The organism is Thalassospira sp. A3_1 (assembly GCF_017744215.1).
GTDB classification, from domain to species: domain Bacteria; phylum Pseudomonadota; class Alphaproteobacteria; order Rhodospirillales; family Thalassospiraceae; genus Thalassospira; species Thalassospira lucentensis_A.
This window is the reverse complement of sequence record NZ_JAGHQQ010000007.1, coordinates 67,908-94,419: the sequence shown is the minus strand read 5'-3', so window position 1 is coordinate 94,419 and position 26,512 is coordinate 67,908. Positions and strand designations below refer to the sequence as shown.

The following is a 26,512-nucleotide window of genomic DNA, read 5'->3' as shown; positions in this document are numbered from 1 at the left end:
TCAATTACCGTTACTTGCCCAGAAGGGCCTTCATCTTTTCGCGAAATAGCTTGGCCCACCCCGGCTTATCAAGCCGTTGTGCGCGCTCGATCACCAAGGCATCGGCCTCTACCGTGCCGGTAATCGTGCTGCCCGCACCAATAATGGCACCCTCACCTATTGTTACGGGGGCAACCAATGCCGAATTGGAACCGATAAATGCACCAGCCCCGATATCGGTATGCTGTTTGCGATATCCGTCGTAATTGCACGTGATGGTCCCGGCCCCGATATTGGCCTTTGCCCCGACCCGGGCGTCACCGATATAGCTCAGGTGATTGACCTTCGCGCCGTCTTCAACAACAGCCTTTTTGATCTCGACAAAGTTGCCAACCCGGGCACCGGCACCAATTTCCGCCCCCGGCCGCAACCGGGCATAGGGACCGATATCGGCCTTGTCACCCACGACACAGCTTTCAAGATGGCTAAAGGCCTTGATCATCACGTCATCGCCAACCGTAACACCCGGGCCAAAAACCACATTTGGTTCGATAATCACATCACGGCCCAGTTTGGTGTCGCACGCCAGATAAACCGATCCCGGATCAATCAGCGTCGCACCATTGGCCATCGCCGCCTCGCGCAGGCGTTCCTGCATCAGCGCCTCGGCCACGGCAAGCTGGCTTCTGGAATTCACACCAAGTGTTTCTTCCTCGGCGACCTCGACTGCAACGCAACTGTTTCCGTTGGCACGCGCCACCTCGACCGCGTCGGTCAGGTAATATTCGTCCTTGGCATTAGCATTTCCAATTGCTTCAAGGGTTTCAATCATGCTTTCCGCCCTAAAGCACATCACACCGGAATTGCAAAAATTGATCGCACGTTGCGTTTCGTCACATTCCTTGTCTTCAACAATCGCCAGCAACTCGCCATTTCCCGGGTCGGTCACAAGGCGCCCGTAGCCCGTTGGATCTTCCGGGCGAAAGCCCAGAACCGCAACCGCGTGATCGCCATCCTCACGCGCGGCAACAAGGCGCGACAAAGTTTTAGCGGTAAAAAGCGGGCTATCGGCATAAAGCACAAGAATATTGCCCATAAGGCCACGAAGGGCCTCTTTGGCGGCAAGCACCGCATGCGCGGTTCCAAGCCGATCCGTTTGTTCGAATGTCGGATGCGGGGAAACGGCTTCAATCAGCTTGGGCATATCGGGGCCGACAACAACCATGGTTTTGGTTGCATTCAGGTTTGCCGCCGTATCAATTACATGATTGACCATCGGCTTGCCTGCAACCTTGTGCATGACCTTCGGAAGCGCGCTTTTCATTCGCGTTCCCATACCCGCAGCCAGAACCACCACACTTAATTCACGCGACATGCTTTAACCCTGTAGTGCCATGCGTTGCACGGCGTCCCCTTTTGTTTCGATCCGACCACAATATGCTCGTCCAAACCTGCCACAACCGATTTGAAGCAACTCCTAACCTATAATCCCCAAAGGCAAAAGCCCCGAAAGAATCACGTTTTGTTACTTCGTGTTAGCAGATGTTACCGTTTGTTAATGGCACCATTTCGGTTAAGGTCCGATAAACTGGTATTTGTTTTCAAAGGCAGCATCGCAAAATGGCAAAATTCATCCTGTTCGATCTTGACGGCACCCTGATTGACGGGGTGGATGATCTGCTGTTTGCGATGAACGAAACCCTTGCCGCCCACGACCTTGCGCCACTCGCCCGTCCCGAGCTCGAAGCCATGCTGGGCGATGGCACCAAAATGCTGACCAAACGGGCGTTTGATGCACGTGGGCTCATGATTAATGGTCAACAACTTGATGACTACGAAGCCGATTTCACCACGCGTTATATCAGCACCGACTATGCCCATACCCGGCTGTTTGAAAATGCCGAGGCAACCCTTCGCAATCTGGCGTCCGATGGCTGGATCATCGGTCTGGCATCAAACAAGCCCACAGCCCCCTGCAAACGCATTCTTGAAAGGCTGGGTGTGTCCGATCTGTTTGCCGTGATTGCGGGGGGTGATGCAACGGACGTTAAAAAGCCCGATGGCGGCCATTTGACATTCGCCCTTGATCAAGCCGGATATGATCGGGCACGGGGTGATATTGCCATCATGGTTGGCGATCACGCCAATGATGTGAATGCTGCGCACGATTTTGGCATTCCCGCCATTGCGGTTGCCTTTGAAGTCGATGATACACATGCAAAAAATCTGGGCGCGAACGAGGTTGTTACTGCATTTGAAACTCTGCCGGACGTGATCGGAAAAATCGTCAAACAGGCTGCTTGACACCCCCGGATCACCCCCTTATAACCCCGCGCTACCGACGGAAAACAAGCTACCCAACCGGGCCGCGATTTCCGAATTCGGGCGTATAGCTCAGTTGGTTAGAGCGTTCCCTTCACACGGGAGAGGTCACAAGTTCGAATCTTGTTACGCCCACCATTTCCCAAAAAAATCGATCCTTTCACATTATTGCCCGCGCGATCCCCCGCAGGGAAACTGACCGTCTTTATTATGGTGAAGAACAAAAAACCGGTCAGCAGTTTCCTGCCGACCGGTCGGAGTGCGCAATCAACGCTATCGCGTCTTGCGGGAGATTTGGTCTAATGGCTGTCTTTCGGAATTTCCTTACCGCGATGACCGACGAGGAAGTCGAAATCGGCCCCCTTGTCCGCGCCAATAACGCTTTTGTAATACAGCGACGCATAGCCACTTTCGGGTACCGGCACCGTTGATTTCCAGTTATCAAGGCGCTTTTTAAGCTCCTCGTCACTGATATCAAGGTGCAGTTTGCGGTTTGGCACATCCAGTTCGATCATGTCGCCATTCTGCACCACCGCGAGCGGACCGCCAGCAGCCGCTTCGGGGGATGTATGCAGAACCACTGTACCATACGCAGTGCCGCTCATGCGGGCATCGGAAATACGCACCATGTCGGTAATACCTTTGCGCAGAACCTTGGGAGGCAGGCCCATATTACCGACTTCCGCCATACCCGGATAGCCTTTGGGGCCGCAGTTTTTCAGGACCATGATGCAGTTTTCATCGATATCAAGGTTCTCGTCATAGATCTTGGCCTTGTAATCATCGATGTCTTCAAACACCACCGCACGACCGCGATGGGTCAGGAGCGCCGGTGTTGCCGCCGACGGTTTCAAAACCGCACCATTGGGCGCAAGGTTGCCTTTGACAACCGCGATGCCGCCGCTTTGGGTCAGGGCCTTTTCGAACGGACGAATGACATCGTCATTCCAGTTCTGAACATCCTTGACCTGATCCCACATGGTGTCGCCCGATACGGTCAGTGCATCATTATGCAGCTTGCCCGCCTCGCCCAGCGCCTTGATCACGACGGGCAAACCACCAGCATAGAAGAATTCCTCCATCAGGTATTTTCCCGATGGCTGCAGATTCACAATCGTCGGAATATCACGGCCCAGACGATCCCAGTCATCAAGTGTCAGGTCGATGCCAACACGCCCGGCAATGGCGAGCAAATGGATCACCGCATTGGTCGAACCACCAATCGCCCCATTGACCCGGATCGCATTTTCAAACGCTTCCTTGGTCATGACGTCCGATGGTTTCAGATCATCCTTGACCATCTGCACGATCCGGCGGCCGGTCACATGCGCCATCACGCGGCGGCGGCTATCCACGGCCGGAATCGCCGCATTTCCCGAAAGCGCCATGCCCAATGCCTCGGCCATGCTGGCCATGGTGGATGCGGTGCCCATCGTGTTGCACGAACCAGGCGAACGCGACATGGCGATTTCGGCTTCAAGGAAATCCTCGGTGCTTATCTTGCCAGCCTTGCGGTCTTCGGAAAGCTGCCAAAGCGACGTGCCCGAACCGATATCCTGCCCGCGCCATTTACCGTTCAGCATCGGCCCGCCGGTAACCACGATCGCCGGGATATCAACGCTGGCAGCCCCCATCAGAAGTGCCGGGGTGGTTTTATCACAGCCCACCATCAGAACCACACCATCAAGCGGCGTTCCGCGCAGCGCTTCTTCAACATCCATGGCCGCAAGGTTGCGGAACATCATGGCGGTCGGGCGCAATGTGCTTTCACCGGCCGAGAAAACCGGGAATTCAAGCGGCAAGCCACCAGCTTCGTAAATACCGTGTTTGACGCGTTCCGCCAGATCGCGCAAATGCGCGTTGCAGGGCGTCAATTGCGACCAGGTATTGCAAATCCCGATCACCGGACGACCGTCAAACAGGTCCGATGGCAGGCCCTGGTTCTTCATCCAGCTACGGTGATAGATATTGTCCTTGCTGGTTCCGCCGAACCAACCTTCCTGCGAACGCAAAACGCGGGGCCATGCTGCCGGTTTGAACTTCGTCATGCCCGTTCTCCTTTATGAGTTTTTATCGAGGCGGGTCCGATTCCATATGGATGTGGCATTCCATATGGGGGACTTTGAACGGCATGGCTTTGCAATTGCTTTATCCAAGCAACTGATCCTGTCAGAACCGTGCCGTTCCTCGTCTGCATGTTGTTACGCTTTGTTCTTGTTATAGACGTCAAAGATCACCGCAGCGAGCAGCACCAGACCCTTGATGACCTGCTGCCAGTCGATACCGACACCAATGATCGACATGCCGTTATTCATGACACCCATGATCAACGCGCCAACCACCGCACCGATCACCTTGCCAACCCCGCCCGACATCGATGCGCCACCGATAAACACGGCCGCAATCACATCAAGCTCGAACGCAAGACCGGCTTTCGGTGTTGCTGTGTTCAAGCGCGCGGCAAACACCAGCCCGGCGAGTGCGGCAAGCATGCCCATATTGGCAAAGGTCAGGAAGGTCAGGCGCTTGGTATTGATGCCCGAAAGCTTGGCCGCCTTTTCATTCCCGCCCAGCGCATAGATACGGCGCCCAAGCGTCGTGCTGTTGGTGATGAAGGTGAATATCGCAATCAGAAGCGCCATCACGATCAGAACGTTCGGCAAACCGCGATAGGTCGACAGAAGATAGGTGACATAAAGGATCGCAAGACCCGCAATCGCATGTTTGGCGGCAAAGAACGCAATCGGCTCTTCGACTTCGGCAAACTTCGCCTGCTTGGCGCGTGCCCGCAGACCAAGAACCGGCAGAATCACGGCAATCGCAACGCCAAGAACCATCGAAAAGATGTTAAAGCGGCCTTCGATCAAACCGGCAAAGAAATCCGGCAGGAAGCCAGACGACATGGCCTGGAAGCTGTCCGGGAACGGCCCGACAGATGCCCCACCCAGAAGGGCCAGCGTCAGCCCCTTGAACACCAGCATGCCCGCAAGGGTCACGATAAAGGACGGAATACGCCAATAGGCCACCCAGTATCCCTGTGCGGCACCGATCACCGCACCGACGATCAGACAGGCCGGGATCACAATAACCGTCGGCAAGTCCCAATGGACAATCATCACCGCAGCAAGCGCGCCGATAAAGCCAACGACCGAGCCGACCGAAAGATCGATATGGCCACCGACAATCACCAGCAGCATGCCCACTGCCATGATGATGATATAGCTGTTCTGAAGGAACAGGTTGGTCAGGTTGACCGGTTTGAGCATCACGCCATCGGTCATCACCTGGAAGAAGGCCAGAATCGCGATCAGCGCGATCACCATGCCGTATTCGCGCATATGCGTGCGCAGGTAATAACCCATTGATTTGCTGCTAGAAGTATCCGTCATTGTCTGCTTCCTCACGCTTTCAGGATCATGCGCATGATTTTTTCCTGGCTGGCATCGTTTGCCGCCAGTTGCCCTTTGATCTCACCCTCGTTCATCACGTAGATGCGATCGCACATGCCCAGAAGCTCCGGCATCTCCGACGAGATCATGATGACCCCCTTACCGTCGGCTGCCAGCTGGTTGATAATCGTATAAATCTCGTATTTCGCACCCACATCGATACCACGTGTTGGCTCGTCCAGAATAAGGACCTCCGGCCCGGCAAACAGCCATTTTGCCAGAACGACTTTCTGCTGGTTCCCGCCCGAAAGATTGACCGCCTTTTGCGCGACATTCGGGGTGCGGATATTGATTTTGCTGCGGTATTCCTCGGCCACCTGACGTTCGGCACCTTCATTGATGACACCACGTTCGGCAACACCATCAAGATTGGCGAGCGTAATATTGGTCGTGATGCTTTCTTCAAGCACCAGCCCCATTTCCTTGCGATCCTCGGTGACATAGGCAAGACCCGACGCAATCGCCTTTTCGACGGTCGTTACATCCGCAGGCTTGCCATTGATCAGGACTTCGCCGCTGATGTCCGCGCCATAGGCACGGCCAAAGATGCTCATGGCAAGTTCGGTCCGCCCGGCCCCCATCAGACCGGCAATGCCAACAACCTCGCCCGCGGCAACATCGATATTGACGTTTTTGACGACCTTGCGTTCAGGATGCAGTGGATGGGTCACATTCCAGTTGCGGACTTCCATCAGCTTGGCCGTACCGATATTTGGCGTACGATCCGGATAGCGGTGCGCCATATCGCGCCCGACCATATCCTTGACGATATCGTCCTCGGTAATTTTGCCGCCGCGCGCATCTAGGGTCGAAATCGCCTTGCCATCGCGAATGATCGTGATGCGGTCCGCAACGCGATTGATCTCGTTCAGTTTGTGCGAAATCAGGATCGACGTAATGCCCTGCGCCTTGAATTCCAGCAACAGGTCCAGAAGCTTCTGGCTATCATTTTCCTGCAAGCTTGCCGTGGGCTCGTCAAGGATCAGAAGTTTGACCTTTTTCGAAAGCGCCTTGGCAATTTCAACAAGCTGCTGCTTGCCGACACCAATATTCGTAATCAGTTCGCTGGGTGTTTCGCGAAGGCCGACCTTTTTCAAAAGCTCGCCGGTGCGCGCAAAGGTCGCGGGCCAGTTGATCACACCATTTTCACAAATCTCGTTGCCCAGAAAGATGTTTTCGGCAATCGACAGCAACGGTACAAGTGCCAGTTCCTGGTGAATGATGATGATGCCGCGCTCTTCGCTGTCGCGGATATCCTTGAATTCCTGCACATCCCCGTCATAAAGGATGTCACCTTCATAGCTACCGATCGGGTAAACGCCGCTCAGTACCTTCATCAGGGTCGATTTACCGGCCCCGTTTTCGCCGCAAAGGGCGTGGATTTCACCACGTTCCACTTTAAGGCTGACATCGTCCAGCGCCTTCACCCCCGGAAAGGTTTTGGTGATGTTGCGCATTTCCAGGATGGTATCCATCCGGTCCTCCCACTGCCGATGCTATTACAACGGCCATATTCTCGGTCGCAGTCTTGTTTACCTGCAACTGTCCATTTTCGGCAGCACAGGAAAAAGGCGGGCCAGCATTCAAGAGCGAGCCCGCCCTTTGTCGCGTTCAGATCAGCAAATTACTGAACCTGATCCTTTTCGTAGTAGCCAGAACCGACCAGGATTTCTTCCCAGTTGGATTTGTCGACCATGACCGGTTCCAGCAGATAGGACGGCACAACCTTGACACCGTTGTCATAGGTTTTGGTGTCGTTGATGGTCGGCTCTTTACCGGCAAGAACGGCATCAACCATCGAAACGGTGACACGTGCAAGTTCACGGGTGTCCTTGAAGATCGTGGAATACTGTTCACCGGCAAGGATCGACTTGACCGACGGCAGTTCCGCATCCTGACCGGTTACAACCGGCATTTTCATGTCGCCAGAACCATAGCCAACGCCCTTAAGCGACGACAGGATACCGATCGAAAGACCGTCATAGGGCGACAGGACACCATCAACCTGATCGTCAGTGTAATAAGCCGACAGCAGGTTATCCATACGGGCCTGTGCAACCGCACCGTCCCAGCGAAGGGTACCGACCTTGTCCATGCCCATCTGGCCGGATTTGATCACAACCGTGCCCTCATCGATCAACGGCTGCAGAACCGACATTGCGCCGTTATAGAAGAAGTAAGCGTTGTTATCGTCCGGCGATCCACCGAAGAGTTCAACGTTGAACGGCGGTTCGCCCTGCGCCAGAAGACCGTCAACAAGCGAGGTTGCCTGCTGCACGCCGACCTGGAAGTTATCAAAGGTCGAATAATAATCGACATTGGCACTTTCGCGGATCAGGCGGTCATAGGCAAAAACCTTGATCCCGGCGGCCTTGGCATTTTCAAGTGCATTCGAAAGCGTGGTGCCGTCGATTGCAGCAATCACAAGGACATCGACGCCCTTGACGATCATGTTTTCAATCTGGGAAAGCTGGTTGGGAATATCGTCTTCTGCATATTGCAGATCGGTTTTGTAACCGGCGTCTTCGAACTGCTTAACCATGGACTCGCCGTCCGAAATCCAGCGTGCCGAGGATTTGGTGGGCATCGCGATCCCGACATATCCTTTTTCATCGGCATGTGCATAGCTGCCAGAAATCATCGGGCTCATCATTGCGGCCGCGCCAAAGGCGACCCCTGCCATTACGGCACTGAGACGTTTCATATCTTTCCTCCCTAAAAGACACGGCCTTTACAGCCTTTTGCCCGACTTTCCAGGCAAAGCTGCCTGTATGCGCCGCGTCTTTGTTTTTCGCTTGGTGATGCATCCCGTTTTCCCGCAGGATGCGGCGCCATTATTCCGGGGCCAGACATAACAATCAAATAAGGAATTTCGAAACTTGCATATCAAAAATGATATATTAAACTTGCACGGCAAGGAGAACCATCATGACCGAACCTGCCAAGACGCTGCCGCTCAGTTCCGCGAAATCCCTGCTGTTTCGATCCGGAAATCTGTTTCAACGTGGACTGAAGCTTAGCCATCTGCGCATGATCGTCGCGATGGAAGAAACCGGCCAGATCAGCCAGGCCGCAGACATGTTGCAAACATCGCAGCCCGCGGCATCGCGTCTGTTATCGGAAATGGAAACCATCCTTGAAGCCCGACTGTGCGTGCGCGGATCACGCGGTATTGAAATGACCAATGCCGGTCGCGCCCTTGCCCGACGTGCGCGCAGCATGCTGATTGAAATCCGCGAGGCCGAACGCGAGATCGAGGATATCAAACATGGCGGCGGCACGGTTTTTATCGGTGCGGTGACTGCCGCGGCAGTGGACCTTGTCGTGCCTGCCATCCGCACGGTGCAGTCAATCAACGCCCTCCTCGAGGCGCACGTATCGGTCGGGCCGTCGCATTTGCTGATCAAGGATCTGCTGGCGGGCGATCATGATTTTGTCATTGGCCGCGTGCCCGAGGACATGGACCCGCGCCAGTTCAATATCCGCGAAATCCGAAGCGAGAAAATCCGTCTGATGGTCCGCGCCGGGCACCCATTGCTTGCCGAAAACAAAGCGGTATCCCTTGCCCGTCTTGCCAAGTTCGAATGGATTTTACCGCCGCCGGGCAACCTGATGCGCCGTACGATCGAAGATGTTTTCATCTCGCGCCATTTGCCTTTGCCGCATTCCAGCCTGAATTCCGCGTCACTTCTGGTCACTCTTTCCACCCTGTCGGGCACCGATGCCATTGCCCCGATGGCCGAAGAAGTCACATCGCTTCTGAGTATCGGGGGCATGATTGCCGAACTGCCATTTGACGATGCGATTGAAATCAAGCCTTACAGCCTGATTACCGCGCGCGGGCATCGTCTGTCGCCATCGGCACAACTTGTTTCGGACCATATTCTGGCCCGTATCGAAAAGCCCGATCCATAATTTTGTGCCGCTGCCCCGGCCCCTACCAAATGCGAGTGGCGCAATGGCATATGTTTCGCATAAGATTCTGACACAAATACAAAACATTTCACCGGACACGTAATGCGACCTGTAACACTTGCAGTTTTGACAGTTTTGACAACCGGACTGACACATTTTTCCGCCACAGGCTTTGCGCAGGAAAATGCTGCCGAGATGCTAGCGGCCGATCCCTACGTCCTGTTTGACCTGCGCGACGATTTTGTCTGGAACCTGACGCATTACCAGATCCTCAACCCCGACGAGGATGTTGTAAGAACCCTGATCACCGAAGCCGATCAGGGTCAGATGATTTTTGATATGGTCCTGCGCGATACGGTCCCGCCCTATTGCGAATTGCGGTTTGATCCGACGATTTGTGATGATCGTGGCACCCCGGTCGACTGGTATAGCGACCTTCCACAGACGATCTGCATGGATATTCCGGCCAATGTTACCTTTGACCATGCCGACCGGTTAAAGGGGGCAAAGTACCTGTGTCTTGAACCACGTGAACGACTTCTGTTGCCCGAAAGCTGGCAAAACAGACAATCGGGTGCGCAAACCTATCTGTCGCAGCGGATCGAACCTGGGGCGGTTACGGTCCGCGACGATATCGCCACCATCGATATCCTTGTCCTTGATGCCATAAACACCCCGCTTTCGACATTGACACCCGAAGGATATGGTGACGCCAAAACTGGCATGACCGAGGATGAAGTTCGTGCTGCCATGATCGAACCGATGACATCAACCCGCGAAGGGACCGAGGATGCCGAATGCTATCACCTGCAATCGGCTGGCGGCCCGACCGGGCTTGGCTTTATGATGGTCGATAGCAAACTGGCCCGCATTTCGGTCTATGCCGACGAATATGACATCGCCACCAGCCTGATCCGAACTGGCCGCGCCATTCAAGTCGGCGATACCATTGATGACGTGCGCGCCGCCTATGGCGATGGCCTGATCGAGGAAGAACACGAATATGACGGCCCCGATGGCCGTTATCTGACATGGTGGGCAAATGATGCCAAAACATCGGGCATCCGCTTTGAAACCGGGCGGGACGGCACCGTAACCGCCATCCATGCCGGGACCGGCTCTATCGCCCGCTCCGAAAGCTGCTACTAGGCGTCCATCTCTGTATTGACAGCCTGTCGCCAGCGGATTAATGCCCTGCGTCTCCCTGCCTTGCGGGCGTCCTGCCCCAAAGGTCCAAACAATCATTTTTACGCCATCAGCTTGCCGCAAAGCGCTTTCATATCGTGCGCCTTGTGCAGGGAATACGAATGCAATCGCCTTATCCATCCAATCTTGTTGTCATCACCGGCGGGCCCGGTGCAGGCAAAACCACATTGATCAATTATCTTCATGAACGCGGCTATGAAATCAGCCGCGAAGTCGCGCGTGCCGTGATCGAGGAACAGCAGGAACGCGGCGGCAATGCCCTGCCCTGGGGCGATAACGAAGCCTATGCCGGGTTGATGACGCGCGGTTCGATCCGCGCCTGGCAACATGGCATGGGTCAGGACCCGCAAACGGTTTTCTTTGATCGCGGCCTGCCCGATACGCTCGCCCACCGTGAACTTTCCGGCCTGCCCGATGATCCCGGGCTTAAACGCGCCATTGAAACCTATCGCTATCGCAGAACGGTTTTTATCCTGCCGCCATGGTCGGAAATCTACAAAAACGACAATGCGCGAACACAAAGCTTCTCTGAGGCCGTCAGAACATATGTCGTTCTGTATCGCACCTATCTGCAATGCGGTTATGAGCCGGTTGAAATCCGTAAAGGTCCCGTCGAACAACGCGCCGCCCAGATTCTTGCCCGCCTGAAACTTTAATCCGCCTTAGACAAGTCAAAAGAACACGCCCATGCCCCGCCGGTCCGTCCATCATACGATCATGATTTCGCTCCTCGTTACTCTCCTCTCGCCATTCGCCCCTATCGCTGCCAACGCCGCCTGCTATGACTGGCCGCTTCGTGAGCGTCAGGGCGAATATGCCTATGACGGCGACACCATCTATGTGAATATCCCCGGCCTTCCCGGCGAAATTGCCGAAATGTCGGTACGTGTGCGTGGGGTGGATACGCCCGAAATCCGTGGCAAATGCGAAACCGAAAAATCCCTTGCCGGCAAAGCCCGCGATTTCGCGCGTCAAAGCCTGAGATCGGCCAAACGCGTTGAATTCTGCGAACCTGAATGGGGGCGTTATGGTGGGCGTGTCGTTGCATCGGTGCGCATTGACGGCAAGGCACTTGATCAGGAACTGATCAATCAGGGTTTCGCCCGCCCTTATGATGGCAAAACAAAGCGCCAGCCGTGGTGCCAAGGGTGAACAAGCCACCAAAATCCATAACTTTGCCGTGAAGGCACTGGACATTGCGGCCAATCCGACCATCTTCGGAAGCATGACCAAATCACGCCTGCCGGAGTAACCATGACGAAATACACCAAGAACCCGGACGCAATCAAAGCCCTTGACGCCAACCAGTATCACATCACGCAAAACAGCGGCACCGAACCGCCGTTTCGCAATGAATTCTGGGATCACAAGGAAGATGGGCTTTATGTCGATATCGTCTCGGGCGAGCCATTATTCACATCCCGCGATAAGTTTGATTCCGGCTGCGGCTGGCCAAGCTTCACCCGCCCGGTCGAAACCGATCATGTCGTCGCCCGCGAAGACAATACGCACGGCATGCGTCGGATTGAAGTCCGCTCCAAACATGGCGACAGCCATCTGGGCCATGTATTCCCCGACGGCCCCAAAGAAGCCGGTGGCCTGCGTTACTGCATCAATTCCGCATCGCTTCGCTTCATCCCGGTCGGTAACCTTGAGGCCGAGGGATACGGCGACTACAAACCGCTTTTCGATTAAAGCGACTAAGACCGGCAAATTGCCGGTCTTTTTCTTTACGGGCCTAAAAATCCCCCGGAGCACATTGCAGACAGGTCAGCCCCATATCACGCCATTTGTCCACCACCCGCTTGCGATCATCGACCACCAGCCATGGGTTAAAACCATCCGCCCGGATTTGTGCCAGAAGGTCTTCCTTGACTTCCTCGTCCGTGCGGTGATCTGCATCTTCGGGGCGCAGATACATGCCGTCAAACGGAATGCCATGCGCACGAAGCCATGCTTCGGAGCGGTGCTGCCACCCAGCCGGGCGGCCCGAGCAGATCACAATCGCCTGCCCGGATTGATGCAGAACCCGCAAAAGCCGCTCGATATTTGCAATCGGGGCGGCCTTGTCCATTTCATCGAAAAACGCATCCCAATGCTTTTCCACCCCATGCACCAGATGCCCCAATTCATCGGCATCGAAATGGGCCAATGTGCCATCCATATCAAACACCACCGCATCACGAACGGACGATATGTTTACCCCTGAAGTACTGGTTGTGGGCTGGCTCACGCGGAAATCTCCCTGATCAAATTTTCGGTCAAATTTTCATATTCCCATCCCGCACCGGTCGGACGAAACAGGATCGGCGTTGCATTGGAAATGCGCGGGCCTTCGGCATCAAAGCCGGTCATATAAAGAATGCAGCGCCCGACACCAGAATGGGCTACCACCACGGTCAGGCGATCACTGACCCCGGCCAGCGCGGTCTGCATGGCAAACGATACGCGCTGGCACATGGCATCAAATCCCTCGCCATTGGGCGGGGTATCGAACCGCGAACACACTTCGGAAATCGGGCGCCCTTCAAGGTCCCCCCAATGGCGCTCGCGCAACCCGTCAAGAATGTGCAATTCATAATCGGGCAAAACCAGTTCGGCTGTTTTGCGCGCCCTGTCCTGCGGGCTGACATAGACCGCCTGCCATTTTCCCATCGCCATCAATGGTGCAATCGCACGCGCCTGTTCGCGGCCCGCATTGTTCAATGGCGGCTCGCTTGACCCGGCGATGATTTCGGCCTTGTTGGCATCGGTTTCCCCGTGCCGGATAAACACAAACGGCACTTTCGGAAAATCGAACGTCTTTGCAGGATAAATCATGTCTGGTTTTCGCCCATTTACAGATAAAACCGATCCGAAAGCTGTAACCGCCCGTCAAAGCCATCGACAAGGGCAAAGTCCTCCGGACGGCCATAAAACAGCGGCACGATCTGCATCGCGTGGCAGTCATTGGCCATCGCAACCACATCGTCAAATAGCGGATGCACGTTCCAGCGCCGGAAATGCGCATGGCCCTTTTCAACCATCCTGCGCGCCTCGACCGGCATGAAGCCGGTAAAGATCACATGCGCATCACGGCCAAGCCGACCTTCCTGTCCCCATTTTTCAATCAGTTCGCCCGCCGTGCCATATGTCCCGCATGGGGCGTGACACAAAAGCAATCTGGCATCCGGGTTAAAATCGCGCGCCTTGTCCTTAAGACCGCGCAATTTACGGATCGCATCAAACGACACATAGTCCGATCCCCCGTCGCCCAGAACCTGTTTAACGCGCCCATAGCACCGCGCATCCATCGACCAGTCGGCCATGCCGTGTTTTTCAAACAGCAACGCCATTTCAGCCGCCCGCCCGCTCGGCGGTACAGGAAACAGGATCTGGCCATCAAGTTTGGACATCTTGGTCAAAAGCCCGTCGATCCGCACCTGCTGTGTCAGGCGCTCCATACCATAGGACGCGTCCATCAAAACCGTCGCCGCGTCGGGCGGCGTGTCATACAGGAAGTAATCAGACTCCTTGCAGAAATCGCCGGTGTAAAGAACCCCGCCACCCAGTTCGAAATGCAGCCATACTCCGCCAAAGGCATGCCCGGTCCTCCCGGTCGTAACCGTCACACCGTCAATCTGGATTTCCCCATAAGGTGGCAGGATGATCACATTCGCACCGGCGGGTAATGACCGTGCCGTGACTTCGGTACAATAAATCGGCAGGCCTGCCGCAATAACTTCGGCCGCAGCTCCGATATGATCGACATGATCATGGGTAATGAAAACGGCGTTAACTTTATTGAGCCATGCCGGGTCAAAACCGCTGTCATTTTCCGGACCGACCCCGCAATCAAGCAGCCAACGCCGGTTGAAAAACTCCAGCCGCAGACAGGCCGGGCCCTTTTCACCAAGTCCCGATAAAACACGCATCCGGGCAGACATCAGGCGGCCTCACCTTCTGAACGGTCAAAAACCCAGCCGTCGGAAATCACAAGCCCGACCGTCTCACCAATCCGTGCCCGTCTGGTTGTGTAAACCGGCAGGATCTGATCGGCACCGACTCTCACCTGAAGCCGGAACCGACCGCCCAGATAAACGCAATCCTCGACCGAACCGCGCAATGTTCCGGCTTCATCGACCCAGACATCTTCGGGCCGCAGGCAAAGACCAAGGTCCTGCCCGTCACTATTACTTGCCGCCTTCTGGCAAATCCGCGCATGGATCGCTGCCTCGCCCAACCGAACAGAACACCGCCCGGTTCCCCGCATGGAAACATCGCCAATCGGCAACACTGCCCCGGCCCCGACAAAGCCCGCGACCATATGATCGGCCGGTTCCCGGTAAAGGGTCTCCGGGGCGGCCACCTGACGAATGCGACCCTTGTCCATCACGGCAATTCTGTCGGCCATTGCCATGGCTTCGGCCTGATCGTGGGTGACGTAAATCATCGTCGCCCCGGTCCGGCGATGAAAATCCAGAAACGCCTGCTGCATGGTTTCGCGCAAGTGAACGTCAAGGTTCGCAAGCGGCTCATCAAGCAACACCGCACGCGGCTCCATTACCAGACAGCGCGCCAGTGCCACCCGCTGTCGTTGCCCACCCGAAAGTTCCGTCGGGCTGCGATCGGCATAGGGTTCAAGAGCGACAATCGACAATGCCTCGGCAATTTTCGCATCGCGTTCCGCCCGGCCAAGCCCGCGGACCTCCAGCGGGTAACCGACATTTCGCGCGACCGACATATGCGGCCAAAGCGCATAAGACTGAAACACGATGCCAAGGTTGCGTGCTTCGGGATTGACCATCACCCCGTTGGCCGGATCGGCAACCGCCTGCCCGCCCAACGATATGACGCCGTCATCCGGCTCCTCGAACCCGGCCAGAAGACGCAGCAATGTCGTCTTGCCGCATCCTGATGGTCCCAAAAGGGCAACAAATTCGCCATCCTTGATATTAAGCGACACCTGATTGACCGCACGGTAATCGCCAAACGATTTGGTAATCCGCGAAAGATTTATGTCTGCCATGGCACAACTCCCTTGGGCAAACGGCGGGATGCCAGTTGAAAACAGGACATCAACGCAATAACGACCAGCACAACCAAAACCGCCACGGCCGAGGCCAGAACGGTGTCTCCACTGTCATCGAGATTAAAGATCAAAACACCCAGCGTCTCGTTCCCGGCCGACCACAAAAGGGCCGAAACCGTCAATTCGTTAAACGCTGTCAAAAACACAAGTAACGCGCCGGCTGCCGCCGACGGCGCCGCCAATGGCAGCAGGATATCGCGCAACCGGCGGCCAAGCCCGGCACCACATGCCTGTGCGGCTTCTTCCAATGCCGGGTCAAGCTGGGAAAAACTGTTCATCACCGGGCGCAGTGCAATCACCAGAAACCGCGCCAGATAGGCGACAAAAATGATCGCAAGCGTGCCATAGAGACTGACATCAATCACCGGAATGCGGATGAACAGAAGAATGCAGGCAATCGCCAAAACCACACCGGGCAAGGCATACGGCACCTCGACCAGAAGATTGACCATATGGGTCAACCGGGTTGGTCGCCGGACAATCACATAAGCCAGCGGCAAACAGACCGCGACCAGCGTCACCGCCGCCCCAACCGACAACATGAAACTGTTATGGAACGCGCGGATGGTCGATGGCTGAACAAACAGAACTTCGTAAAACGCGTCGAAACTGTAATTGGCAAGGCTCAGCTTCACCCCGAATGCCGGAACCAGTGCAGTCGCAATCAGTGCCATCAACGGGATCACCAGAATGGCCATCAAAACCGCCCAAAGCACCGCTTCAACCAATGTCCGCCGTTGGCCCAGCCGGATGTCAAGCGGTCGCCCAACCATCCCCATCAGACGATAATCGCGCTTGCCCAGTAACCGGTGATGCAACGCCACACCGCAAATTGCAATCGCCCCAATCAGCATCGCCAAGACCGATACCTCGCCCAGAACCGACGGGCCAAACCCGGCCAGTTTCTGATAAATCAGGGTCGGCAATGTCGAATAATTCGCAGGAATCCCCAGCATCGCTGGTATCCCGAAATTGCCAAGGGCTGTGACAAATGCCATCGCCGTTCCGGCAATCAAACCGGGGCTGGTCAGCGGCAGGATGATCTGCCACCACAACCGACCACCACGCGCCCCCGCCAGACGGGCGGCTTCGATCTGTTCGCGCGGCAGCAGGCGCAAATTGGCCCGAAGGGTCAGAAACACGATCGACGCATGCTGAATACCCAGCAACAGTGCAATCCCCTCTGCCGAATAGAACGGCTGGGGCGATCCCATCGCCGGTGCCATGCCCAGCGCATTCAAAAGAGCACTGCTCGGCCCGGTCAGTTGCACCCATGCCAATGCCGTAATCTGCGGCGGGATCATCATCGGGATCATGAAACAGAAAACCAGAACCGCCTTGGCGCGGATATCTGTCAATGCGACCAGAAAGGCAAACGCCCCCCCGATCAGAAGCGAGATAACCGTGCCAAGCCCTGCGGTATAAAGACTGTTGGCAGTTGCCCGCCACGTTGTCGAACTGCCCAGAACATCACGGATATAATCCGTGCTGGGCACACCACCGACAAACACGCCTTCAATCGCAAGGCGTGCAATCGGCAAAATCGAAATCACGAACACCGGCAATAAAAGCCATGGCAGCAACCGGTCCGAAGACCGGTTGCCAACCGTCGGGCTTGCAAAGCCGGGCATGAAGCCGCGAAGGCGACTTGCAGCCTGCATTATTCAGCCCCGAAAATGTCTGCGAACTTTTTCTTGTTCGCTTCTGCCTGTTCGAGTGCCACTGCCGGATTGAAATCCATCAGCTTGATGTCACTGCGTGCCGGGAAACCTTCCGGAAGCGCCATATCGCCGCGTGCCGGGACATAACCCATATCCAGAACCAGTTCCTGCCCCTTGCTCGACAGAACAAAATCAACAAACTTGTGCGCCGCATCGACGTTCTTGGCGTCTTTCATGATCGCAACCGGCTCGGTCACATAGGTAACCCCCTCGGTCGGGAAGACGAAATCAACCGGCGAACCCTCAGCCTTGCCACGGATCGCAAGGAAATCGACAACCACGCCATACGGCTTTTCGCCCGACGCCACAGCCTTGAACACGCCGCCATTACCGCCCTGTGCCCGTGCTTCGTTGGCGGCCAGTGCCTGGTAATAATCCCAACCCAGTTCCTTGTTTTCCGTCAGGGTCGACAGGTGAATAAGCGCTGCACCGGAATAAAGCGGGCTTGGCATCACGACCTGATTTTTCATCGCCGGATCGGAAAGGTCCTTCCAGCTTTTCGGGGCTTTTTCAACACCGGTATTATAAACGATACCGGTCGTGATCAGCTTGGTGGAATAGTAATAGCCATCCGCATCATAAAGTGCGGCTTCATAGGCCGAGGCTTCGGGCGATTTATACGCCTGCAGAAGACCTTCGCCTTTCATGCCTTCCAGTGTCACAGTATCGGCAATCAGCAAAACATCCGGGCGCGGATCGCCAGCGGCGATCTCGGCGCGCAGTTTTGCCATCAGCTTGGTGGTGCCGTCACGCACCCATTCGACTTCAACATCCGGATAGGCGGCCTTGAAGGCATCGACGGTTGTCTGGGCATCCTGATTTGGCTGGCTGGTATAAAGAACCAGTTTCTCGGCAGCCTGACCAACAACCGGCAGCATCATCGCAGCAGTTGCCACGGCAGCAAGAAGAACGTTACGCATCATCCACATCCCTTGATTGCGTGGGGCGTACCGTTTGCGGCCACCCCGAAGGTTTCGTTCGAAAACAATCCGACGGGGACGCTATATGGATTTCGATTTCAGTTGTGTGACAAAGCAAAGAATTAAATGTTTCAACAAGCTTGCCGGGCTTTTCAGGCATAGATAACCCTGTTTATACTTCCTGATATCGCGAAACACATACTTTCGAACGAAAGAATATCAAAGGAAGCCAATGTCTGATCCCGTGCCTCTTGACCGCCGTCGCGACCGGATTGTCGCCCTTGTCAAATCCTGCGGCTTCATGGCGGTCGAGGAACTGGCACGTCGCTTTAACGTCTCGGTCCAGACAATCCGGACCGATCTGCGCGACTTGCAGGAACAGGGCCGGATTTTCCGCCGTCACGGGCTCGCTGGGCCCGCCCCCGATCCAGATAACTCGGCCTATGAAAAGCGTGAAGTCTGGAACCGCAGCGGCAAACGCGCCCTTGCCACAAAAATCGCCGACATCATCCCCGAGGGATGCACAATCGCCATTGGCACCGGCACCACCGCCGAACTGGCGGCCCAAAGCCTGGCTTCACACCGCAATCTGACGGTGCTGACCAATAATATCCATGTCGTGCTGACATTGCAGAACGCACCCAACGTCACGCTGCGCCTGGCAGGCGGGACCATTCGCACCCGCGATCTTGATATTATCGGGGCCGACAGCGCGGAATTCTTTGGCTCTTACCGCGCAGATTTCGGGATTGTCAGTGTCGGGGGAATGTCGGAAACCGGCGACCTTATGGACTTCAACATGGACGAAGTCCGCGCGCGGCGCGCCCTTGTCGCCTGCTGCGATCACCCGATCCTTCTGGTCGATGAAAAAAAAGTCGGTCGCAAGGCCCTTTGCCGGGATGGCCATGCATCGGATTTCAAAACCGTGCTGCTCAACACTGCCCCGGGCGATATCTTGCAACAGCAACTGGTTCGAGGTCGATCACAGGTGATCGTCGCGAACTAGGGTTACGCAGCGCCCAAACACCCCGTCGCCGACAATGTCGGCTCTTCGCAGACATTCAGATCGCGGCAAACATGCAGGGTATGGTTCGGTGCCACCGCGATCCAGCTATCACTTTCGGTATCAAGCGGCTCGGACACGACAATCACATGATCCCCGCGCTTGCGCCAGTAAAGCGATGGCGGCTTGTCATCGCTGGCATGACGGATGGCACAAACGCTTTCACCATTTGACAGGCAAGCGGTAAAGCGGAAGGGGGCGGTTGCCCCGCGGTCTTTCATTTCACGTTCGACAACCTCAATGGTTTTGCGGATCGCGCGATGCGGATCAGTGCGCAAACCGAATGTCAGCATCAGACAGAAAATAAGCTCGCTATCGGTCGTTCCATGGCGGGTTGCGTAAAATTCGTCATCAATCATCGCTTCGAGCACACGCCGCACCATCGGATAATCGCCGATCTGGCCGTTATGCATGAAAAGGTAATTTTCATGCGCAAACGGGTGGCAGTTCGTGCGGCTGGTTTCAGTTCCCGTCGATGCCCGGACATGGGCGAAAAACATGCCCGATCGGATATGATGCGCAAGCGACCGGAGGTTCGGATCGTTCCAGGCTGGCAGGATTTCACGATAAAGGCCGGGGGTTTTGCGTTCGTCATACCAGCCGATGCCAAACCCATCGCCATTGGTCGGCGTCTTGGCCTGTTCGGCATGCAGGCTTTGCTCAACAAGGGAATGGCGTGGCTCGAACACCAGTTTTTCTAGATAAACCGGATCTCCGATATAGCTTAGCCAGCGGCACATGTGACTTCCCTTGATTGACGTTACGGCATGAAGCAGCGCGACGCGTTATCTATGCCGGGGAACTACATTACGGTCAATGTGATATTTACGGTTTTGGTCGATCTTCCTGACACCCTGCACAATCTTCCGGATACAGTTGGGGATGGATGATAAAAAGAACAATAAAGCACTTGCCAACCGGGGGGATTATCCGTATTTTCCGCGCCACAAAATGAATCGTGCTGATGTAGCTCAGCTGGTAGAGCGGCGCATTCGTAATGCGTAGGTCGTAGGTTCAAATCCTATCATCAGCACCACTATAACCCCGTCGGGCGAACAGCCCTGCGGGGTTTTTTGTTGTCTTTCCCTGCACGCGATTTGACGTTTTTTGTCACAACCTCCGGTGCTCCCCGTCCTTCTGGCATGTGAACCGTCGCAATCCTTGTGAAATCCGGTTCGGCGCAGGCATGCACCTTCCGCAGCGTTTCGCAAGTGCAACCAGGGGATTGTCAGCATGACCGACAAAGACCAACAGCCCAACAGCACTGCAAATGGCACCACCAGCACCGATACCGGCAATAGTACCCCCCCAAAAAGCCCCGCCGTCGATAACTGGCCGTGGGCGCATGTGCTGGCTTTCGACACGGCAAAGGAATGGGGGCTTGATGCCGTTATTCCCCGCCCGTCTCCGGCATCCCCAACCCCTGATCCATCCAACATTGCGGCTGGCGGCGACAATCCCGGTCCACTTGACGGGCTGTCAGGCCATACGCCATTGGCGGGGCAGAACCTGATTGAGTACGCCATGCAGAAAATTGAACAGGCCTTGGGGCAGCCGATGCAGGCAGTCCCGCCTCTCTCATCCTATGGCTATGACGAATATGGCAACCTGACCACGACTGTGGGGTCGGCTTCACCGGCATCTGCGCCTACGACGCCCCCCGCGACAGAAAACACGGCACCGAACACATCAACTGCCACACCAACGGACGAAGCTCCAACGGACACAGATGGCAGCATCAATGATCTGGCGAATGAAGAATTACCACGTGGTTTTGTGGCCCCCGAAGATACGACTGTCTCACCTGCCTCCCCGACCCGCGGCATGTCGAGCACCTCCGGCCCGCAATCCTATCGCGTCGATCTGATCCGCGAAGACGGCCGCACAACGCGGCTTGAAGGCATTGTAACTTATGGGGATCTGTATCGTCCGCTTTTGCCCGAACTTTCCGGCAATACACAGAATGCCGACATATCCGACTGGTCGATCACGCTTGATCAATTACCCAATCCCGGCCCCAGCGGCAGCGACACGGATGCCATTGTCACAGCCCGGCTTGATGCCGCCGAAATTCCGGCCGACATCCGGCAATGGTCTTTGTCGGTCGGGCCACAAAATATCAATACCGCGCGGCTGGCACTCGATATCCCCGCCACCCTGCCGTCACTGACGCGTGCCAGCATCATTGGCGGATTACCGTCCAGCGAATGGCACATGGTCGCTGCAACACTTGCCGCTGGCGCTGAAAGCACGGACACCGGCACCCCGATCCAAGAAAGCACCGAACCCGTCGCCCCGGCAAGCCTTGGCATGGATCAGCAGCTTGGCAGCCCTGACAGCACGCAGGAACCCTACATCGCCACCCTGCGCATCACATCAGCGATCACCAGCACCCCGGCGTCGATCCCGGTCCAACTGCAATATACCGGCACCCTGCCAAGCCCGATCCTGCAGGGCGATGTGCCCCTCACGACGGAAACCAGCCTGTCGCTTCGTATGCAGGTCATCGCACCGACCGATGGCAAATCGGGTGCAACCCTTGTTGCACTGATCCTGCGCGGGGCTGCGTCGGGCTTTTCAGTCACGGCACAATTGCGCGGTGATCAGAAAATCTCAACCCCGACCGCGATGCTCGGTTGCGTTGATCCGGGGCAGGATACCGAATGCCGTGCCGAAAGCATGATCGCCAATGCGACCTCCAGCCTGCAAACCAGCCTGATCAGCATCACCGATGCCCCCGATGATGACGAGCTCGCCGCCTATGGCTTCGTTCTGCCCACACCGTCGGGTGAAGACGACACCAACAACACCACCCAGACGGCAAAACCGGCCAAGACGGATGATCCGGCGCCAACATCCCCGGCCAAAACACCCCCGGCAAAAGGCAAGAGCAAGGCCGCGTCCCCAGACACCACCAACGCCACAGACGACACAGACGGTGCCAAGAATGCTGACGATGCTGCAGGTTCCAGTGACACCAGCGGCACCACCGACAACAACACTGGAAAACCGGACAAGGGAGCCTCCTGATGACAAGCGGCCCGAACTTTCCCGGCGTCGAAACGGCAAGCAGCAAAAAGGATGCGGTGAAAAAGGCCTTCAATCAGGAATATCAGGCTACCATGAAGGCAATGGCAAATGCCGCTGATCGCGCCCGCACCCAAATTCTTGATCAGAAGCTTGCCGCGGCCAGCCATTCCAGGTCAACACAGGATGCCAAGGCTGCAGTCGCGCAATCACCATCATCCGGTCAAAGCCCCGCCCAATCAGGCGGCGCAACAGGCAGCATGCCCCCGTCCGATCCCGGCGCGATGGTTATGATCGAAATCGCCAATGAACTGCGTCGAATCATCGTCGCGGAAATCGACATGCGCATGAACCATCTCGCCAAACAGGTCGAAGAGGCAATTGCAAGCTCGCTTTCCGCCGCGCCAGAGGATGCGACATCGTCGCCGATCAAAACCGATGATCAGGCCCCGACCGGCACCGCCGCAGACACCTCGGCGAAGCCTGATACCTCAGCCACACCCCCGGCTCAAACGGAACCAGCATTGCCCGAAAGCTCCCCGGATCCCCAACCACCGGAAAAGGAATGATTCGACATTTTGCCAGAAGTTGCAAAACACCTCTCCGACACGCCATCAGAAGAAGGGGCACACTACCCCAACGGGAATGCAGATAAAACGAATAAAAAACAATAACTTGAAAGAAAAATAATGCGGTTTTCCGCCTCGAGAATATGACAACTTTAAATTGCATTTTTCTTTTTATTCACAATTCAAACTGCACACCGTCATAATAGTCGCGAGAGACCTAAACAGCCTTTGGTTGTAATCTTTCTGAGGAGGGGTCCGAAGTGCAGTACGAAAAAAATAGCGAACCGGGACGATCGGAATTATCGGAGAACGAAATCACGTTCGCCAAATCACTAGACGATGCCTTGGAAAGGGCATTAGGGACAGGAGACAATGTAACATCCATCTGGTCGCATCTCAAAGACGAGCAACGCGCCAGACTGGCTGCGGACTACCTGGCCGCCCTTGACAATAACTCACGTAAAAGTTGCAATTTCGAGAATACGACCCAACCAGATCCTACCCCGCAGGAACCGCAGGCCGCCACAGAGCTCCCCGCCATTCCCCGCGGATATCCGGCAAATTTCAATCCTTTGGCCGGATTACCAGGGCTGGAGCCATCATCCAACGGACCGAGCCCGACCGATATCATTGCAGGCAGTCTCGGCAACTTTGGCGGCATGCCCGGCATGAATGGATTTGCCGGATTAAACGGTCTGGCTGCCCCCGGAAACCCGATGAACCAGATGCAGCGATCCTTGCAGGATGCAATGTCGCTGCTGGGCGATCTCGGTTTCGAACAACCCGCCCCCTGCCAACCACTTGGCACACCGCAATCTTCCCCCGCCCATGCAAGATCATGGCAATCCGATCCATTCGAAAACGCAGACGCCTCCGGCATAGAACCGGCTGCCCCGAATTTCTGGCCGCTCTGGATGGATCAGCAGGACAGCCTTCTGAAACAATGTCTGAAACTGATGTCGGGCAATATGGACGACGCGCAGGATGCGTTGTCTGAAGCCATGCTCAAGGCATCGGTCAAGTTCGAAGATTCCATGGACGAAATCCGCAATCACCGCGCCTGGCTTTCCCGGATCGTACATAATGCCTGCATCGATCTGCACCGCCAGAACCGACGCAAGGCGGAATACAAGGAAGAAAACCACGGCACCGCGGATGCCGCCCTCCCGCCGATTTCCGGTCGCAACGAACCCAGCCCCGAGGAATCCTTCCTCGCGACCGAAATGTTCGACCACCTTGAACGCGCCTTGCGCGCCCTTCCCGAAAAATTGCGCAAGCCACTTCTGATGCGATGTGTCGAAGACCGCAGCTATGACGATATCGCGGACAATCTCGGACTAAGCAACTGCGCCGTTCGTAAACGCGTCCAGCTTGCCCGCGATCATCTGCGCGGTGCCGGTATTCAGTAACCGCGCCCTGATCCGCAGCCCGGGCAGAAGGGCAAATGCCGTTCTGCCCGTTTTAAGACCGGCCTGAAAATAATGTCAGGCCTCCAAAAAACTTATCAAAGCCTTTTGCTGGCAAAAAAATTCATCCGTCCCGTCACAAGCCCGAATTGCCAGCGTCGATAGGATGAATTCGGGACGGAGAAACCCCGTCAGGATTTCCACCGCAAGCAGCATACGAAGGAGTTTTGAAATGGCGATTCCGACCCCGGTAAACGGTCAAATCACCGATGCCGTCACCCAGGCAAACGTCAAGGTGCTCGGTGATGCCCCTGCTATGGCCATGGGCTCTATCTTCCAGTCTCTGGCACATTCCACGGGCATTCTCTATGAAAATGCCGTCAGCGCCCAACAGCAGCTTGGTATTGCATCCCAGGCCGCCACCAACCAGGGCGTCATCCAGATCTATTCGGTCGACACCATGGCCGATGCCGTCGCGACCTCGAAAATCGCGCAAAGCGATGTCCCCGACAACATGCTTTCGCTTCTGACCACGCTTCAGGCCGTCAAAAGCTAAGCCGCTTCCTCGAAGACCTCCCCGATTGGGCGGCCCGTTTTCCGACCGGCCGCCCAATATCGTTTCCCGGTAATTTTGCCCGCAGTTTTTGGCGGTTTGGCGTCACAAAGGCCGATCGTCCCCGTCAAATGACTGATCGCCGCGCACCACGCGGAACGGGCCGGTTTCCGGCATATTTTTCCAGGCAACCAGGAGACAGATTATGGCTGATAATACCCCGGTCAATGGCATGATTACCGATGCAGTGACCCAGGCCAATGTCAAAGTACTGGGCGATGCACCGGCCATGGCCATGGGCTCGCTGTTTCAGTCGCTGGCACATTCCCACGGCATTCTCTATGAAAATGCCGTCAGCACCCAGCAGCAGGTCGGCATCTCGTCGCAGGCTGCAACCAACCAGGGCGTCATTCAGGTCTATTCCGTCGACACCATGGCTGGTGCCGTCGCAACGCAGAAAATCGCCACCAGCGATGTTCCGGACAACATGCTTGCATTGCTGTCCGCCCTGAAGGCAACCACCGGCACCGCAGTGTCGTAATCCTTCATTGGTTTCGCCGCCCGAACCGGCCCGGCATGCAAAAGCTTGCCGGGCTTTTTTTGCGTCACAAATTTCGTCCTTCACCGTCATTGCGGTGTAATCCACGCGCCAGCCAAGGAGACCGTGATGGCACCGGCAAAAACCGACCCGTCCGACACCAATCCCGACGCAACCAAAATCGCCGACGCGATGATCAACCTTCAGGATGAGGTATCCCACCAGATTAGTGATGCTGTCAGTCTGGTCAATGTTGGCACCATCGGCATCGGCCCGGCTTACGCCACCCTGCAGGCCATGCTGGCCCAGTCACAGGCGCAGGGTGTTCTGATGGCCAATATGGTTTCCGGTCAACGGCAGCTCTCGATGACCGGCATGGCGACCCTGACCAAAAGCATCGAACAGATGATGTCGCGTCCTAACCGATAAGGATCAAAACGATGAGCTCTCCGCGCGAAGTCGACGAACAGATCACCGACGGCGTGACCCAGACCAACACTACCGTCATTGGCACCGCGCCGGCCATGGGAACCATGCAGACCTACCTGTCGCAGGCACAGGCGCAGGGCGTACTGTTTGCCAACATGGTCAACGAACAGCAACAGCTTGCTGTGGCCAGCCTGGCAACCACCATGGAATGCGCCCGCAATACGCTGGCCATCGGAGACAAGGGCCCAAAGTCCTAAGGGGGGATGACAGCGGGACAGCAAAGCGCCCCCCCACCCTCAAGCTGTCTCTTATACACATCTCCGAGCCCACGAGACAGGCAGAAA

The 26,512-nt window shown here is 56.0% G+C and carries 26 protein-coding genes and 2 tRNA genes; 16 read left to right on the top strand and 12 right to left on the bottom strand.

All coding sequences use genetic code 11. The features are described from left to right. Positions 1 to 10 precede the first annotated feature (10 nt). Positions 11 to 1,354, bottom strand: coding sequence for a bifunctional UDP-N-acetylglucosamine diphosphorylase/glucosamine-1-phosphate N-acetyltransferase GlmU (gene glmU, locus J7395_RS20700; RefSeq protein ID WP_209223584.1), 1,344 nt, complete (start codon positions 1,352 to 1,354; stop codon positions 11 to 13). 245 nt (positions 1,355 to 1,599) lie between these two features. On the opposite strand from glmU, the gene J7395_RS20695 reads away from it, so the two are divergent. Continuing rightward, on the top strand, positions 1,600 to 2,283 hold the full coding sequence (locus tag J7395_RS20695) for an HAD hydrolase-like protein (RefSeq protein WP_209223582.1): 684 nt from the start codon (positions 1,600 to 1,602) through the stop codon (positions 2,281 to 2,283). Positions 2,284 to 2,362: 79 nt separating this feature from the next. Continuing rightward, positions 2,363 to 2,439 (top strand) — tRNA-Val (locus J7395_RS20690). A gap of 161 nt (positions 2,440 to 2,600) precedes the next feature. Here J7395_RS20690 and araD read toward each other — a convergent pair. The 4 genes from araD to chvE form a co-directional block, all read right to left on the bottom strand. Further along, the gene (gene araD, locus J7395_RS20685) at positions 2,601 to 4,349 is read right to left on the bottom strand and encodes an L-arabinonate dehydratase (RefSeq protein WP_097052415.1); all 1,749 of its coding nucleotides are present in this window, start codon (positions 4,347 to 4,349) and stop codon (positions 2,601 to 2,603) included. Positions 4,350 to 4,502: 153 nt separating this feature from the next. Next, positions 4,503 to 5,690, bottom strand: a complete 1,188-nt coding sequence (gene mmsB / locus J7395_RS20680; protein WP_114110729.1) for a multiple monosaccharide ABC transporter permease — start codon at positions 5,688 to 5,690, stop codon at positions 4,503 to 4,505. 11 nt (positions 5,691 to 5,701) lie between these two features. Further along, entirely contained in the window at positions 5,702 to 7,225 is a 1,524-nt protein-coding gene (gene mmsA, locus J7395_RS20675; protein ID WP_062952029.1) for a multiple monosaccharide ABC transporter ATP-binding protein, read from the bottom strand. A gap of 149 nt (positions 7,226 to 7,374) precedes the next feature. Then, positions 7,375 to 8,454, bottom strand: coding sequence for a multiple monosaccharide ABC transporter substrate-binding protein (gene chvE / locus J7395_RS20670; protein ID WP_062952028.1), 1,080 nt, complete (start codon positions 8,452 to 8,454; stop codon positions 7,375 to 7,377). A 224-nt stretch (positions 8,455 to 8,678) separates the two neighbouring features. Here chvE and J7395_RS20665 point away from each other — a divergent pair, with 224 nt between their 5' ends. The 5 genes from J7395_RS20665 (at position 8,679) to msrB (ending at position 12,566) form a co-directional block, all read left to right on the top strand. Continuing rightward, positions 8,679 to 9,665 carry a LysR family transcriptional regulator gene (locus J7395_RS20665; protein ID WP_062952027.1) on the top strand — a complete coding sequence of 329 codons (987 nt, stop codon included), beginning with the start codon at positions 8,679 to 8,681 and terminating at the stop codon, positions 9,663 to 9,665. 102 nt (positions 9,666 to 9,767) lie between these two features. Then, positions 9,768 to 10,814: a hypothetical protein gene (locus J7395_RS20660; protein ID WP_209223580.1), complete on the top strand. Its 1,047-nt coding sequence runs from the start codon at positions 9,768 to 9,770 to the stop codon at positions 10,812 to 10,814. A 158-nt stretch (positions 10,815 to 10,972) separates the two neighbouring features. Further along, entirely contained in the window at positions 10,973 to 11,527 is a 555-nt protein-coding gene (locus J7395_RS20655; RefSeq protein WP_062952025.1) for an AAA family ATPase, read from the top strand. A 31-nt stretch (positions 11,528 to 11,558) separates the two neighbouring features. Further along, the gene (locus J7395_RS20650; RefSeq protein WP_209223578.1) at positions 11,559 to 12,023 is read left to right on the top strand and encodes a thermonuclease family protein; all 465 of its coding nucleotides are present in this window, start codon (positions 11,559 to 11,561) and stop codon (positions 12,021 to 12,023) included. 102 nt (positions 12,024 to 12,125) lie between these two features. Then, positions 12,126 to 12,566 carry a peptide-methionine (R)-S-oxide reductase MsrB gene (gene msrB, locus J7395_RS20645; protein ID WP_062959547.1) on the top strand — a complete coding sequence of 147 codons (441 nt, stop codon included), beginning with the start codon at positions 12,126 to 12,128 and terminating at the stop codon, positions 12,564 to 12,566. Between the two features lie 43 nt (positions 12,567 to 12,609). Here the strand turns inward: msrB and J7395_RS20640 are convergent, their stop codons facing one another. Genes J7395_RS20640 through J7395_RS20615 form a run of 6 tightly spaced genes read right to left on the bottom strand, consistent with a single transcriptional unit; the run spans position 12,610 to position 18,586 of the window. Further along, positions 12,610 to 13,104 carry an HAD family acid phosphatase gene (locus tag J7395_RS20640; protein WP_209223577.1) on the bottom strand — a complete coding sequence of 165 codons (495 nt, stop codon included), beginning with the start codon at positions 13,102 to 13,104 and terminating at the stop codon, positions 12,610 to 12,612. Further along, positions 13,101 to 13,691, bottom strand: a complete 591-nt coding sequence (locus J7395_RS20635; protein ID WP_209223575.1) for a histidine phosphatase family protein — start codon at positions 13,689 to 13,691, stop codon at positions 13,101 to 13,103. Before J7395_RS20635 ends, J7395_RS20640 begins: the two co-directional genes overlap by 4 nt. 17 nt (positions 13,692 to 13,708) lie before the next feature. Continuing rightward, positions 13,709 to 14,797 carry an MBL fold metallo-hydrolase gene (locus J7395_RS20630; protein ID WP_209223573.1) on the bottom strand — a complete coding sequence of 363 codons (1,089 nt, stop codon included), beginning with the start codon at positions 14,795 to 14,797 and terminating at the stop codon, positions 13,709 to 13,711. Continuing rightward, the gene (locus J7395_RS20625; RefSeq protein ID WP_209223571.1) at positions 14,797 to 15,879 is read right to left on the bottom strand and encodes an ABC transporter ATP-binding protein; all 1,083 of its coding nucleotides are present in this window, start codon (positions 15,877 to 15,879) and stop codon (positions 14,797 to 14,799) included. Before J7395_RS20625 ends, J7395_RS20630 begins: the two co-directional genes overlap by 1 nt. Next, positions 15,867 to 17,603, bottom strand: coding sequence for an iron ABC transporter permease (locus tag J7395_RS20620; RefSeq protein WP_209223569.1), 1,737 nt, complete (start codon positions 17,601 to 17,603; stop codon positions 15,867 to 15,869). The genes J7395_RS20625 and J7395_RS20620 overlap by 13 nt, the downstream gene beginning before the upstream one ends. Further along, complete coding sequence (locus J7395_RS20615) at positions 17,603 to 18,586, bottom strand: ABC transporter substrate-binding protein (RefSeq protein WP_247742333.1); 984 nt, start codon at positions 18,584 to 18,586, stop codon at positions 17,603 to 17,605. Before J7395_RS20615 ends, J7395_RS20620 begins: the two co-directional genes overlap by 1 nt. Before the next feature lie 229 nt (positions 18,587 to 18,815). Here J7395_RS20615 and J7395_RS20610 point away from each other — a divergent pair, with 229 nt between their 5' ends. Further along, complete coding sequence (locus tag J7395_RS20610) at positions 18,816 to 19,589, top strand: DeoR/GlpR family DNA-binding transcription regulator (RefSeq protein WP_062959553.1); 774 nt, start codon at positions 18,816 to 18,818, stop codon at positions 19,587 to 19,589. Positions 19,590 to 19,591: 2 nt separating this feature from the next. Here the strand turns inward: J7395_RS20610 and J7395_RS20605 are convergent, their stop codons facing one another. Continuing rightward, positions 19,592 to 20,386: a class II glutamine amidotransferase gene (locus J7395_RS20605; RefSeq protein ID WP_062952017.1), complete on the bottom strand. Its 795-nt coding sequence runs from the start codon at positions 20,384 to 20,386 to the stop codon at positions 19,592 to 19,594. 220 nt (positions 20,387 to 20,606) lie between these two features. Between J7395_RS20605 and J7395_RS20600 the strand changes: the two genes are divergently transcribed. The 8 genes from J7395_RS20600 to J7395_RS20565 all read left to right on the top strand — a co-directional run bounded on the left by J7395_RS20600 (position 20,607) and on the right by J7395_RS20565 (position 26,425). Beyond that, a tRNA-Thr gene (locus J7395_RS20600) sits at positions 20,607 to 20,682 on the top strand. 197 nt (positions 20,683 to 20,879) lie between these two features. Continuing rightward, positions 20,880 to 22,676 (top strand): hypothetical protein, encoded by a 1,797-nt coding sequence (locus J7395_RS20595; RefSeq protein ID WP_209223567.1) that lies wholly within the window; start codon positions 20,880 to 20,882, stop codon positions 22,674 to 22,676. Continuing rightward, positions 22,676 to 23,242 carry a hypothetical protein gene (locus tag J7395_RS20590; RefSeq protein ID WP_062952015.1) on the top strand — a complete coding sequence of 189 codons (567 nt, stop codon included), beginning with the start codon at positions 22,676 to 22,678 and terminating at the stop codon, positions 23,240 to 23,242. The genes J7395_RS20595 and J7395_RS20590 overlap by 1 nt, the downstream gene beginning before the upstream one ends. Before the next feature lie 260 nt (positions 23,243 to 23,502). Next, positions 23,503 to 24,651 carry an RNA polymerase sigma factor gene (locus J7395_RS21125; RefSeq protein ID WP_062952014.1) on the top strand — a complete coding sequence of 383 codons (1,149 nt, stop codon included), beginning with the start codon at positions 23,503 to 23,505 and terminating at the stop codon, positions 24,649 to 24,651. Between the two features lie 229 nt (positions 24,652 to 24,880). After that, positions 24,881 to 25,204, top strand: a complete 324-nt coding sequence (locus J7395_RS20580; protein ID WP_062952013.1) for a RebB family R body protein — start codon at positions 24,881 to 24,883, stop codon at positions 25,202 to 25,204. 202 nt (positions 25,205 to 25,406) lie between these two features. Then, complete coding sequence (locus tag J7395_RS20575; protein WP_062952012.1) at positions 25,407 to 25,742, top strand: RebB family R body protein; 336 nt, start codon at positions 25,407 to 25,409, stop codon at positions 25,740 to 25,742. A gap of 126 nt (positions 25,743 to 25,868) precedes the next feature. Beyond that, a complete protein-coding gene (locus tag J7395_RS20570; protein WP_062952011.1) occupies positions 25,869 to 26,168 on the top strand; it encodes a RebB family R body protein in 300 nt (99 codons plus the stop codon). 11 nt (positions 26,169 to 26,179) lie between these two features. Further along, complete coding sequence (locus tag J7395_RS20565; RefSeq protein WP_062952010.1) at positions 26,180 to 26,425, top strand: RebB family R body protein; 246 nt, start codon at positions 26,180 to 26,182, stop codon at positions 26,423 to 26,425. Positions 26,426 to 26,512 lie beyond the last annotated feature (87 nt).